Origin of the sequence: Aquimarina sp. BL5, assembly GCF_003443675.1 — a bacterium.
GTDB lineage: Bacteria > Bacteroidota > Bacteroidia > Flavobacteriales > Flavobacteriaceae > Aquimarina.
In genome coordinates this window covers 4,272,835-4,287,970 of the sequence record NZ_CP031963.1, presented here as the reverse complement: position 1 = coordinate 4,287,970, position 15,136 = coordinate 4,272,835, and the positions used below count along the sequence as shown (strand labels likewise).

Annotated in this window: 8 protein-coding genes; 6 read left to right on the top strand and 2 right to left on the bottom strand. The window is 31.8% G+C overall.

Annotation, left to right across the window (positions count from 1 at the left end):
• Positions 1–2 precede the first annotated feature (2 nt).
• Positions 3–728, top strand: coding sequence for a LytTR family DNA-binding domain-containing protein (locus D1818_RS17800; protein ID WP_118460315.1), 726 nt, complete (start codon positions 3–5; stop codon positions 726–728).
• Between the two features lie 122 nt (positions 729–850).
• A complete protein-coding gene (locus tag D1818_RS17795) occupies positions 851–4,810 on the top strand; it encodes a DUF4114 domain-containing protein (RefSeq protein ID WP_118460313.1) in 3,960 nt (1,319 codons plus the stop codon).
• A gap of 58 nt (positions 4,811–4,868) precedes the next feature.
• On the opposite strand, the gene D1818_RS17790 is transcribed toward D1818_RS17795, so the two are convergent.
• Entirely contained in the window at positions 4,869–5,534 is a 666-nt protein-coding gene (locus tag D1818_RS17790) for a GyrI-like domain-containing protein (protein ID WP_118460311.1), read from the bottom strand.
• Between the two features lie 124 nt (positions 5,535–5,658).
• Positions 5,659–7,746: a tetratricopeptide repeat protein gene (locus D1818_RS17785; RefSeq protein ID WP_118460309.1), complete on the bottom strand. Its 2,088-nt coding sequence runs from the start codon at positions 7,744–7,746 to the stop codon at positions 5,659–5,661.
• Between the two features lie 506 nt (positions 7,747–8,252).
• Here D1818_RS17785 and D1818_RS17780 point away from each other — a divergent pair.
• The 4 genes from D1818_RS17780 (at position 8,253) to D1818_RS17765 (ending at position 15,130) form a co-directional block, all read left to right on the top strand.
• The gene (locus tag D1818_RS17780) at positions 8,253–9,056 is read left to right on the top strand and encodes a dolichyl-phosphate beta-glucosyltransferase (RefSeq protein WP_118460307.1); all 804 of its coding nucleotides are present in this window, start codon (positions 8,253–8,255) and stop codon (positions 9,054–9,056) included.
• A gap of 169 nt (positions 9,057–9,225) precedes the next feature.
• Positions 9,226–13,203 (top strand): DUF4114 domain-containing protein, encoded by a 3,978-nt coding sequence (locus D1818_RS17775; protein ID WP_118460306.1) that lies wholly within the window; start codon positions 9,226–9,228, stop codon positions 13,201–13,203.
• Positions 13,204–13,442: 239 nt separating this feature from the next.
• Positions 13,443–14,699: an oligosaccharide flippase family protein gene (locus D1818_RS17770; protein WP_233558481.1), complete on the top strand. Its 1,257-nt coding sequence runs from the start codon at positions 13,443–13,445 to the stop codon at positions 14,697–14,699.
• A 134-nt stretch (positions 14,700–14,833) separates the two neighbouring features.
• Entirely contained in the window at positions 14,834–15,130 is a 297-nt protein-coding gene (locus D1818_RS17765) for an STAS domain-containing protein (protein WP_118460305.1), read from the top strand.
• Positions 15,131–15,136 lie beyond the last annotated feature (6 nt).

Sequence of the window (15,136 nt, the reverse complement as noted above, 5' to 3'; positions counted from 1 at the left end):
TTATGAATTGTATTATTATTGATGATGAAGAAACTGCAAGATTAATTATTCAACAACTTTGTTCTCAGGTAGATCAATTAAATGTAATTGAAGAATTCCCAAATGCAATTCAGGCCATCAAATTCTTAAATAGTAATTCGATTGATTTAATATTTTTAGATATTCATATGCCTGACTTCACAGGCTTTGATTTCATACAGACACTAAAGAATCCACCAAAAATAGTATTGACCACTTCAGACGAGAAATTTGCTTTAGAAGCGTTTGAATATGAATGTATTGTGGATTATCTGGTGAAGCCAATAACATTACCACGTTTTATTAAGGCTATCCAGAAAGTAAAAAGTGCTCCTGATGTAAAATCTGATTCTGCAGCTGCAAAAGATAATAAAGAACCGTCAGGAATATCTTCTGGAGAAAATGACCTCTATATAAATATTGATAGAAGGTTAATAAAGATTGATATCCCAACAATTTTAATAGTTGAAGCAAAAGGAGATTACATTCTGATCAAGACAGAAAAGCAGAATTACACGGTACATTCTACCCTAAAAAAGATCGAAGAAAAATTACCGGATGATCTTTTCTTAAAAGTTCATAGGTCCTATATAATAAATACAAAAAAAATTATAGATATAGAGGATAATAGTGTTTTAATAGCTAAAGATGTTATTCCCGTTAGTCGATCAAATCGTCCAGAATTAATGAGAAGACTAAACCTTTTGTAGATACTTACCACACGTTTAAAACCATTGATCTACAGTTACAGACCGTTAAACGAATAACAAAGGTCGCGATGGTGTATATAGATTAATTTTGAGTAAACCAAATACCCAAAATCTATATTATTATGAAACGAATTTTTACTTTTTTAACCGCAATAATAACTATGTCAATCTCTGCTCAGCAGGAATTTGATTGTAATGATGGAACTTTTTACCAAGTAATTTCGGGATCAATGAAAGCATATGATCCTATTACTGGATCATATTCTGAAGCTTTACATTCTTATAGCTCATATAATGCTGGAGGATATAATGCCGTTGATAATTTCTTATACGCAATAAAAAGTGGTGATAATCGCTTGTTACGTATTGCAAAAGACATGATTGTAGATTTAGGTGCCGTAGCACCAAACGGTACAACAGTATTTGGTGGAGGTTATGCAGCAGATGTAGATCCTGACGGAAATTTATGGGTATTTCAAAACAATAATAAAAGAACTTTTCATAAGATAACAAATCTAAAAGATTACGACGGGAGTTATTCTCCACAATTCGAAATTGTGGAAGCAGACGCAACGGCACCAAGTACTTGTGCCGATATTGTATATGTAAATGGTGCGTTTTATGGTGGTAGCAGAGGAAAGTTGTTTAAATGGGATTTATCTTCTGGAACTCCAGTATTTTCAATTAAAACAGTAGCTAATTTGCCAAGAAGTACATTTGGAGCAGCGTATGCAGATACAGATAATAGATTATATGTTTCGGATAATAATGGAGGTTTATATTTAATTAATGATTATGAAGGAGCAAATCCTACGGCTACACTGTTAAACTTAACAGAAACCACCAATTCTAATGATGGATTTAAGTGTGCTAGTGGAATATCTCCCTTGGATAAAGATGCCGATGGGGTTTTAGATTCAATGGATGCAGACGTAGATGGAGACGGGATATCTAATATAGTAGAATGTAATGGTACAGATCCTTATGGAGATATTGATGATGATGGGATGTTTAATTATTTAGATAACGATATAAGTGGTAATGGAGATAATGTAGTACAAGATGCTTTTGATAGAGATAGTGATGGAAATCCAGATTTCTTAGATATTGATTCTGATAATGATGGAATTTATGATATTGTAGAAGCTGGAGCTGGAAGTAATGATACGAACAATGATGGAGTCTGTAACAATCAAGATATTGGATATCAGGATACAGATAATGATGGGATTGCTGACGCATTCGATATAGATCAGTTAGGTACAGATTTCATTCCATTAGATACAGACAATGATCAAGTGTATGATTGTTATGATATTGATTCTGATAATGATGGGATTATTGATTTAATAGAAGGGCAAGATTCAACTACATTCTTAGGACTTTCTAATACAGATGAAGATAAAGATGGATTAGATGATAATTTTGATCCTGATTTCGGAGGATCAACGAATGGAGATATTGATACAGATGGAGATAACGATTATAATCATTTAGATGTAGATTCTGATAATGATGGTATTTCTGATAATACAGAAGCATATGATAGTGACGGAGATGGAACTATAGAAACGTACCCATCAGGAGTTGATGCTGATAATGATGGTTTAGATGATCACTATGATCAAAGAAAAACTGGTTTTGATTCAGAAAATGGAGGTCAGACTCCCGCAAGTTTTCCAATACCGGCAATCTGTGATAGATATAATTATCTAGGAGATTTCGATTCGAATGGAAAGCCATTATACCTTGATGGTCAGGATGTAGTGAGTCAAGAAACTGTTGATATGATTAATAATGCATTACCAGAAGGATATCCAGTACCTGATTTTAATCCGCACTATATTTCATCCGGATACGATACAGATGTAGTTTTACAAGAAAATGCTGAAATTTGGATCACGTTTGTTGGAGAAGGTGCTGGTTATAAAAATACGTTAGGTTTTTATACATATGATGCAGACAATCCTTACGAAACAATTCCACAGCCAGAAGATATCACTATTATTTTTCCTAATGTTTCTGCAGTAGGAAGCGGTGGAGATTTAGAAGTGGGTGATAAAGTAAATATCGGTAGCTTTCCTCCTAATACAGGTATAGGATGGGTGTTATTAGCAGATGCTTGGAAAGATGGATGTGTTGATACAGGTAACTGGCAATTATACTCTAATCCAGATTATAATCCAGAAAGTGATGAAACTTTAAGATATCATAATGTATTACTTAATGATCCAGATTCTGAAAGAATAATTTTAGGATTTGAAGATATCAGAAGAGATTACGCTTCTTGTGATCAGGATTTTAATGACGCGTTATTCTATATTACTGCAAGTCCTATAACAGCAATTAAAACAGATAATTATGCAGACATAAAAAGTGCTACAGATGTAACTTCAGCTAATGACGGAGGACTAGAAAGTAATGGAGATCTTGCCAGTCTTATAGCAAAGCGTAATTTTAATAGAACTAAGTCAAACTCGATTTTTAATACTAAGAAATCACAGAAAAAATTTCAACCAGATTTTATATCATATAAGTCAAGAAACAATGAAGATTTAAGTCTTTATTTCCCAACTACAGGAGTAGCAGGATCAGAATCTACTTATGTATCTAGCCCAGAAGATTTGCTTGGAATAACAAATGCCAATTCCGTATTCTCTGTAGACTATTATCAAAATGAAGAAAGAGTAGCTGCAGGATTAGCAACTACAACTACAGGAAATATTTATGACCATTCTAAGACTATATGTGATCGTCTTAACGGATCTAAACTGTTAGATTTAAGAACTGTAGAAATTAGAAATCATACGATTATTAGTACTCGTATAGAAAGAGCTACTGGTGAGATTGAATATGCATTAACATTTTCTATTAAAGAAGGAGTATCGGAAAATGAAATCTATAGTCTATGGAATATTGATAGCTATCCAGAAGGCGATTATACAAACTTCCAGGTATGGGGTGGTTCTGTATCACAAGTTGCTAATATTGCAAATCATATTTTAGACACTTTTATTGCCGACAAACCAATGAGGAGTCATGAAGTATCTAATAGAATACCAACCATTTTTGTAGAAAAAGGAAGATATGATAATGGAGAACTAGTATTGGATATTGTAAACAAATCTGGAGCATCTTCAATGAATTTTGATGGAAATATTAGACGAACGGAATTATCTTCTGAAGTAACATTAAGACAAACGGTTTCTTTATCAGGAGCTTATAGAGAGCAAATTAAAGTAGATACTGGATTCTTATTCGATATTGGGTTTTCTATCAATGGACAGGAGTCTACTCAAATCGATGCATTATACCTAGCAGATGGCCCTTGGGGAATTGATTATAGTGAAGAAGCGGTAGTTCTAGAAACTTTTGAAGTCTTAGAACAAACCGAAACGGCTTCTGATGAGAACTACACAATAGAAAGAGGTGTTACTGTAAGAGGAGAAGTGAAAGAAACGATGAATATTTTCAGAAATGTTTTGGCAGGTGATCTTACACTAAATATAGAAAACTATAACGCATTACAATTCGAGATGAATACGACCAACAATATTGAAGTTATTTTGGTAACAAAAGACCTTACTGATTGGAATGATAGATTAAGATTTACCGTAGAAGCTAATTCCGATAACCCATTATACAATATAGCTTTCGTAGATTTTAAAAATGCAGCCGGAGTATCTGTTGATGTAACAGATGTAAGAAGTGTTGTGTTCTCTATCCAAGGAGATTATCAAAACTTTTCATCCTTCGATATTGAGATAACAGAGTTAGTATTTACTAACAATAACATATTAAGCACAGAAGAGTATGAGATTCAGGAAAAAGTGGAAAATGTAATGAATTATCCGAATCCATTTCAGGCAACCACTTTTATAAGAGTACCTAAGACATTACAAGGGACAATAACAATTACTGTTGTTGATATGTTAGGAAGAATTGTAAGAAATGAAGAATTACAAATGATATCGAGCAATGAAGCTAGGTTTGATGCTCAAGATTTACATACTGGAATATACAAATATGTAGTTTCAGATGCTAATAAGAGAAAATATCAAGGTAGTTTTATGAAAGAATAACGAAAGATTTAGGTTGGATTTTGGGGTCTAATAGCGAGAATAAATTAATTTATTCTCGCTATTTTTTGACATCAATACTACTCGTGTTTGATTTAACTTTAAATCTTAGTACTGTTTTAAGTTTTTCTGGTGCTACTTTTCTAAAATCAGATAAGTAGATTTCCCTATGTGTTTTAGACAATCTCGTAAGGTTTTCTTTTTTGGCATAGGCTTCCATTAGTCTGAAGCTTTCCGGTTCATTGTCATAGCTTCCAATATGCATTATTTGCACACATTCTCCGTCAGTAATTTTCTCAAACTTGACATTTCCTAATAGTTTGTGAGGCTTTTTTTCTTTTACTTGATTACGCATTTGTTCAAAGAAAGTTTCATTGATAAAGTTAGGTTGTCTAATCATTAATTTAAAAACCAAGTCATCTTTATCAAATGTACCGTTATATTCTTTTTTGGCTTCCTTGTTAAGATCCCAAACCCCTTCTAGAGGATATACCGTATAATCACAGTATCCTTTAGGTTTAATTTTCTCTTTTTTAAGATTCATTTTTATTGCGTAGGCCATAGCATATAAAACCCCTATATACTCAGCAAAAAAATCACTGTTTGGGTTGCCCTCGCCTTCTATAGTAATAAACTTATATTCTGGAATTAGTATTTTCTCAGGGTTAGCTTTTGGTAGATAAACTCGTTTTTCGTTTTTCCTCCATTCATGTTTAGAATTACTCATTTTGTATTATTTTTTAGGATATAACACAAAGTTAAAAACAAGAGTGACAACCCTATGTCAGTTGGGATAGATCGGTAGTAATTGGATCAGCAGATTTTAAATAGAATTCTAAAAGATAGTATTATCATTGTTTATTTTCCTCATCTTTCTGAAGTTTCATAATTTTCTTATTGAAAATAGGTTGTTTTAGAAAGTACCATTTTAATAAAAATCCAAATTCTGTAAATTCAAAACCTGTTGCAGTAGCAGAAGCAATATTGCTATATTTACCATATAATGTCCCAATTAAACGATCGGAGAAATTATATCCTAGCTTACCTTCTACTCTATATGTCGTAGTACCGGGATCATCTTCTATAAACTGATAACCAGCAGCTCCATTCAGTCCATAGAACCATTTACCGCTGTCTTTACTAATCATATCTGCAAAAACTTCCACCACATTAAATTTTTCAGGACTAAAATAAATAGTAGGAACTTGATTAGCAAAAGTCATGTATTGATAATTAATTCCGAATTTTACAGCTGGCCTGTTAAGTACATTATAGTATAATGAAGTGAATAATAAATTTCGACTATTATCATCAGTCTGTGATGTATATATATATTGTGTATACCAACCTAAATTTATATTAGTACTTAAATTATAATTAAGAAAGTAGTTATTCATTACAATTTCACGATCTATCAAATCTGCATTAAAGTTTTGTAATTCTCTCTGATATCCAACATCCAAATTTTGTAATCTAAATGGTTTAGTAGTTAATCGTATCTCCCCAGTCCATTGGGTATAGTCATTAGTAAAAGCATTAGACTTACTAATACCTCCTTTGGTTTTTAGCGATACATTACCGTTAAACTTATATGAAAACCGCAAAGCTAACTCATTGGATGAAGCTTCATTTTTAAGTACTGTATTTTTCGTTGTACGATGTATATATTCTAATTCTGATTTAAACTTGGTTGATATAGGTAACTCGGAACGAAGTGATAGATTTACAGCTTCATTATTACCATTATCAAATGTAAAAGCTGTTTTTAATTCTACGAAAGGAGTATATGAAGACTTCAATGTTTTAATTAATTTTTCTGCATCTGGTTGTTTGGGATAATAGTCTAATGTTTTAAAAGCATAAGTAAAAGCCTTCTCGTCATCTCCTGTCGCCCGATATGCATTTGCAATCCCTAAGTTTCCGTCAAAAGACCCTTCGCTTTTTGATAAAATATTAGTATAACTCTGTATACTTGACTTAAATTTACTCGTATACATACCTTCTGTAGCTGATAATGCCATTATTCTAGGTTCATCAGGATATTTTAACCTTAGCTGCTCTATTTCTTTAATAGCATCAGAAAATTTCCGATTCCATAAAAGTGCTTGTATGTATCGTTCATTAGTAGAGATAAATAGTTCTTTATCATCCTTATAATTTTCCGATTTTACTTTTGCATTACTAGCAATTTCTAAAGCTTTTTTTTCTTTATGTTTTTTATGGAACACTAGAGATAATCCATTCATGGCAAGAATACTATCTTTAGCATTCGTAGAAATTTCCTGATATACTTTAGCAGCATTATCCAGGTCTTCTGTCATCAGATAGATATTAGCTTTATTCAATTGTGAGTCTTTATCATTAGGAAAATCAATTAAATTTTGATTTAATAATGACAATGCTTTTTCGAATTCTTTGTTTTGAGATAATTGATTAGCATATCCTAATCTAACATATTTCCTAGAGGTTAATGCATTTGGGTTTCCTTTTTGAATTGTTAACGCTTTGTTTACTTCTATTAAGGCTTCCTCATACTTTTTCAAATTAGACAATGTGTTAGCATATCCTAATACTGCAGGAAAACTAGTGTCATCTTCTTTTAGTATTTCTTTATAAAATCCTTCTGCTTTAATAAATTTATTGCTCCACAATAAAGATTCTGCATAATTAAGTTTGATTTCAAAATCGTTAGGATATTTATTTTTTAACTCTGTAAAAATAGAAACAGCCTTTTCTGACTTACCAGATAGTCCTACTGCTCTTCCGTAACATAATTTTGCTGTTTTATTGTCAGGATACTCTTTTAATATGTTTTCAAAGAATGTTTCTGCTTTAATATACTTACCTGTTTCTAAATAAGTAAAACCTTCTTGTAAATCTTGTGCTAAAAGTAGAGAACCATACATAAGGAATAATAAGCACATAAATCTACGGATCATACAAAGGATTTTATCTATTAAGGTATGAAGTTAGTAATTAGAATGCTATAAAAAGATTTTTTCTCCTAAAAAAAAATCAAATTTAAGTGAAAATTCCCTCTTTTTGTTTTAAAATAAAGGGGGAAATACCCCTCTTTTTACGTGAAAAATATCTTTAAACAACCAAATTTGTAGTATTTTTCCTTCTTTAATATGTTAAATAAATGTTAAAAAATCATTCAAAAACACTCATAATAGACGAAATACGTGTTTTTTTAACACAACGTAAAAGAAATACTGTTTTACCGTATCCATGAACTAATCACCTATACTATCTTTACAACAAGCTAATAATGAGAGCTCAACGTTAGCGAAAAATGTAAAAAATTCTTCAGAAACCCCAGAAGAAAATTTAATTAAAAGAATAATAAAGAAGTTTAAAAAAGAACCCAATTATTATTACAACATACTTTACAACGTTTATCGCGTCGTCATTTGTAAAGCGTGCCCAAATCTAAATAAATAATATGAAGAAAACAGGAATTATTATTCCATGCTATAATGAATATTATAGGCTGGAAAAGGAGAAGTTTTGCAAATTTTTAAATGAAAACCCTAACTATCACCTATGTTTCGTGAATGATGGTAGCTCAGATAAAACCTCTGAAATGTTACATCAATTAAAGAAAACAAATTACCATAAAATCTCAGTAATCGACTTAGAAGTTAATCAAGGTAAAGCCACAGCCGTACAAACAGGAGCTAATTACCTTAATACATTATCTTATATAGATAACATCGCATTTCTAGATGCTGATTTATCCACATCCTTAGAGGAGTTAGATAATTTGGTGCAAAAATTAAATAGTAATGACCAATTAAAAATGGTTTTTGGTTCTAGAAAAGCAGAAAGTGCTAGTGAGATCGAACGAAGTTTTATGAGAAAGATCTTGTCCAATTTTGTAGGATTCTTTATTAGAGTTATTCTTCAGTTGCCAATTAAAGACACTCAATGTGGTGCTAAAGTTTTTAAGAAAGAAATTATAGATAATATCTATCACAAAAGATTTATCAGTAGATGGTTATTTGATATCGAAATATTCTTAAGACTTAAAAAACATATCGGACTAAAAGATCTACTAAATACGATCAGTGAAGAGCCTCTTGATAGCTGGATAGAGGTAGAAGGATCTAAGATCACAATTAAGGATTCATTTCTTATCCCTTTTAATTTGATATTAATATGGGCTAATTATTTAACCATCAGGACAGAAAGCAAAAGTGCTTCAGATATTTTTAACCTAAAAACACAGATAGGTATGGTAAGATAACTACTTTCTTTTTATTAAAAACTAAATTTAATAGGTACAATGGAATATATTATTAACAAACAGATGCTCTCCATTTTACCATAACCAAAATACATTCATCGAATACAATATGTTATTTCTTATAATACATAGTAGTTTCAACTTTTGATGTAACAAAACCATCATGTTTATGAAAAAAATTACTTTATTTATACTCCTATTTTTAACGATTAGCTTCACGAATGCTCAACAAGCTTTTGATTGTAATGAAGCGAAATTTTACCAAGTAATTTCAGGATCATTAAGGTCCTACGACCCTATCACGGGAACGTATTCTACCCCTTTGCATACAACCCCTAGTTATAATGCGGGAGGATATAACGTAGTAGATGATTTTCTGTATGCAATTAGAAGCAGTGATAAACACTTATTAAGAATTGGTTTGGATCAGGTGGTAGATTTAGGAGCTGTTGCTTCTAATGGAGGTGTCCAATTTGGAGGAGGCTATGCTGCGGATGTCGATAATGAAGGAAACCTGTGGGTGTTTCAGAATAATGGAGGTAGGCAATCTTTTCATAAAATCATAAATCTCCAAGATTATGATGGTACCACAGCGCCAACATTTGAAATTGTTGTCGCTAATCAGGCATCTCCAAATACTTGTGCGGATATAGTTTTTATTGATGGACATCTTTATGGAGGTAGTAGAGGAAATGTATACAAATGGGATTTAGGTACAACCACACCTGTTTTTAGCTCTAAAACAGTTACAGATTTACCTAATGATACTTTTGGTGCTTGTTATACAGATACTAGTAATAGATTATATGTATCTAGTAATAAGGGAGGTTTACATTTGGTTAATGATTATGAAGGTGCATCTCCTTATGCAACACTACTAAATAATACAGAAGTTACCAATCAAAATGATGGTTTTAAGTGTGCTGCAGGAGTTTCTCCGATTGACGCAGACGCAGATGAAGTATTAGATCCATATGATAAGGATACGGATGGTGATGGTATTCCTGATGTTGTAGAAGGCGGAGGAATTGATCCTTATGGAGATGATGATGCAGATGGAATATTTAATTACTTAGATCCCGATTTTGGAAATACTTGTAATAGTGGTGTTTCTCTTGCATTCGATAGCGACAGAGATGGTGTACCTAATGCCCTAGATTTAGATAGTGATAATGACGGAATCTATGATATTGTAGAAGCTGGATTAGGAAGTTATGATACGAATGGGGATGGTTTATTTAATATGAATGATGATGGCTTCTTAGATTCGGACTTAGATGGTATTGCGGATATTGTTGATATAGATCAAACTGGGGTAGCATTTTTTCCTAATGACACCGATAGTGATTTAATATATGACCCTTATGATATTGATGCAGATCAAGATGGAATTATCGATCTCATAGAAGGACAAAACAGCGTAAACTTTGTAACTCTTTCTGGTTCAGATCAAGATAGAGATGGTATCGATGATGCTTTTGATCCTGATCAAGGTGGAACTCCACAAGGATATCAAAACACAGATGGCACTGATACGCCAGATTTTCTAGATACAGATTCTAATAATGATGGTATACTAGATACCGTTGATGCATATGACACCAATAACGATGGTATTGCAGATACGTTAATTGCTAATACCGATTTTGATCAGGATGGTCTTGATGATAATTTTGATACAAAAGAAACAGTTTTTGATTCGGATAATGGAGATCAAAACCCTAACAGTTTTCCAGTTGCTAGTATAGGAGAGAGATACCAATATTTAGGCACGTATGATGTTAATGGAATTCCTGATTATTTAGTGGCAGATAGAACTATTGATTCTGAGGTATTGACAAAAATAGATACTGCATTACCAGAAGGAAATTCTGTAGCGAATCGCAATCCTAATTATATTTATGGAGGATATGATACAGATATCATTTTAGAAGGTACTACGAATATATCAATCACTTTTATTAGTGAAAATACTGAATATAAAAACCTATTGGGTTATTATACTTACGATATTAATTCACCACTTACAACAGCTCCATCACCAGAAGATATTACTGTTATTCTTCCCAATGCATCAGCTTCAGGAAGTAATGGAGGATTAGCTTCCGGTAATACTGTAAACCTAGGTAGTTTCCCTACCAATACAGGAATTGGATGGGTGCTATTAGTAGATTCATGGGATAACAATACAATCGATGAAGGAATCTGGCAGCTGTATTCTCAAACTAGTTTTAATCCAGAATGTGATGAAGCTCTAAGGCCTCATAATGTACTTTTAGCAGATACCGAAAACGAGCAAATTATACTAGGTTTTGAAGATTTAAGAAGAGACTATCCAGGTACTGATCATGATTTTAACGATCTACTATTTTTCATAACAGCTGATCAATATTCATCTCTTAAAACGAATAATATTCCTGAACTAGAGCAAGAGGGCGAAGTTACTTCTGGTAATGATGGTGGTTTAGAAAGTAATGGGGATTTGGCAAGTTTAATTGCTAAAAGAAATTTTACTCGATCCAAAACAAATAAAGTTTACAATAAGAAAAAATTACAAAAAGTATTCAACCCTGACGATGTATATAATAAAACAGAAAACAATGAAGATTTAAGTATTTACTTCCCATTAACTGGAGCTTCTGGCGCTGAAGTTCCATTTATATCTACTCCAGAAGATTTGATAGAAATCACGAATGCAACATCTGTATTCTCTATAGATTATTATGACGGAGAAAGCAGAGTCGGAGCAGCATTAGCCACAACAACTAATGGAAGTATTTATGATCATTCTAAAACTATCTGTGATCGATTAAATGGTTCTGTTTTAGAGGATATCAGAACATTAAAAGTTCGTAATTACACAATGGTAAATACTAAAATAAGAAGACCTTCCGGTGAATTAGAACAAGCCTTACACTTTTCTGTTAGGTTGGATGAATTTCAGAATGAATTATTTAGTTTATGGAACATTGATCAATACCCTGAAGGAGAATACCTTAATTTTCAGATTTGGGGAGGTTCCATCCCTCAAGTAGTAAATATTGCAAATACGGTTATCGATAAACTTTTAGAAGAAAAAGGATTAGGCAAAACATTTATTCCGTCTAATATACCTTCTGTATTTGTTCAGAAAGGATTTTACAAAAACGGAAAACTTGAGCTTGATATTGTAAATAAAGAACAGTCTAATCAAATTTATTTTACCGGAAACAAAAGAATTACAGAGTTATCCAATGAGGAACTGATTACTTCATCAATACCGTTATCGGGATCATATCAAGAAAAAATTACTATAGAAACAGGACATCTGTTTGATATTGGATTTGCAATCAAAGGAGATGATAATGAAAAAATAGATGCGCTGTATCTAGCTGATGGACCATGGGGTCTTGATTACCAAGAAGAAGGTGTTGAGATTACAGATTTTGACATTATACAAAGTGAAGATCGTGAAGACCAAGAGAACTATTATCCAGTAGAAAGAGATATAACCGTAACAGGTTCTTTAAAAGAGACGCTAAATATATTTAGAAATATATTAGGAGGAGATCTAATATTAGATGTTTCTGAGTATAACGAATTAGAGTTTGAGTTATTAGCTGATAAAGAAGTAGAGGTTATCCTTATTACTGAAGATTTAATAGATTGGGATGATCGATTAAGATATATCATTACTACAGATGGTAGTAAACAACTATATAATATACCGTTTTCAGAATTTACAAATCCTAATGGAGAAAATGCCTCTGAAGCAAAAAACGTGAGAAGTATTGTATTCTCTATTCAAGGAAATTACATTGATTTTTCTTTATTCGAAATCGAAGTATCTAAACTCGCATTTAAGGTTTCAGAAGAGGTTTTAGGTATAGAAGATTACACGAACGAAGTATCCAAAGATAAAATGTACAATTATCCTAATCCTTTTAAAAACACAACAACTATAGCGTTACCTATAGCGCATAAAAAACTTAATATTCGCGTAATTGATATGCTAGGAAGGGTTGTACAGCAAGAAGAACTAAAAGTATCAGTTAATCAACCAAGAACGACAACTTTTACTTCTAAAAATCTTAATCCTGGAGTATATCAATATGTTATTATTGGAGATAAATCGAAAGAATATGTAGGGAATTTTATAATATATTAATTAGATCAAAAGATTGAATAGAAAAAGAAAAATAACAATTCGTACTATCTGAAAAATATGATAAATCTATAGACAACAACCATTAAACAGTGGATCTGAGCAACTCGTCGAAGATAAAACGAATGTCATTGATATTATATGGATCTTTATAATGCCAATAAACTATTAAATCTAACGAATGCAACTAAAAAGTAACTTTCATTAAAACTTGAATTAAAAAATGACAAAAATCTATAAAAATGACTATTAAGAGCTACACCCCTGCATTAACTGTAGAGCAAAAATTCATGTGCAGTGTGATTATCGTAAACGCAGGTAATTATATCTACAACCTTTTACTTGGAAGGATTTTAGGCCCTGAGTTATTTGCGGATGCAGCATTATTGATCACATTTCTCTTAGTATTGTCATTTATAGCAATGACTTTTCAATTGGCTACGGCAAAATTCTCTGTTCTTTTTGAGAAAAACATCTTAAGTAATTTCATAAACCTCAGCTATCGATATGCTTCTCTTATCGGAATTGTTCTTGGAATTTTAGTCATCATATTTGCTAAAGATTTACAGACTGTTTTTAATACAAAATCAGCAGGAATGTTTACCATTTTTGGTTTTGGTATACCTATATACTTTATCATGAGTGTAAATCGAGGAGTTTTTCAGGGGACAAAAAAGTTTGGTCAACTTGCTATAACCTATCAAGGAGAAATGATCAGTAGATTACTATTTACTTTAGTATTGATCTATGTATTGCCTTTTCAGCCCATATTCTCTATTGCTATAGGAATTGTTATATCATTCATTTTTGGATTAATACCTTTTAAAATGAAGGATATTTCAGTTTTCAAAAATCAAACGCTCCCTAAAGAACACACCAAGCATATTATTAGATTTTTTATGCTAACAGCATTCTATGAATTAACTCAAATCATCATTAATAATAGCGATATTCTATTAGTGAAACATTATTTTGAAGAATACGAAGCGGGTTTATATGCCTCATTGGCTTTGATAGGTCGTGTAGTGTATTTTGTTGCTTGGATGTTTGTGATGCTATTATTACCTAAAGTGGTAGAAAAACAAAAAGACGGAGAAGCAACAGCCCCTATTTTATTTAAGTATGTTGGATACATTACTATACTTTCGACATGCATTGTTTTTGGATGTTACTTATTTCCTGAAACCGTAATTAATCTAATGTTTGGTTCTGAATATATTACAGTTGCTCCTTTATTATGGAAATATGCCATTGCCACATCCCTATTCGCAATTGCGAATATCTTTGCCTACTATTTTTTATCATTGGATCAGTATATCCCCGTTGTATTATCCGGATTATTAGGGATTTCTCAAGTAGTACTCATTGTATATTTTCATGATAGTTTAATTCAGGTAGTAGTGATGCAGATATTTGCTATGGCTATTCTTTTAGTATTTCAGATACTGTATTTCTTAAAGAAGGAAAAATGGAATACAACAAAAACCTATAACACTTAATATTTGAAACTTTTATAAATCGATACATAGTTCCCATTAAACTATAGGTAAAGGCAACTCATCGATATTAAGATCAATAGAACTTCTAAAGTAAGGATATTTACAGCATATTAAACCATTAAACCCAAAATACTATGGCACTGCAAATAACAAATAACTATGGAATTTTAGAAATCCAAGGAGATATTAAAGGAACAAATGTAAAATCTCTTAAACATCATTTTGAGCATCTATTACAGCATAAAGACCAAATAGTATTAAGTCTCGAAAATGTAAAAAAAATCGATATTTCTGGAGTTAGTGCATTAACAAAACTTCATAAAAAAGCCATGAGCCTAAACAAAATTTTTTACATTATTGGAAAAAACAATAAAGCAATAAATAAGGCATTCGGAAAGAATAGTTATGTTTTAAGAAACAATTATTTATAATACCCC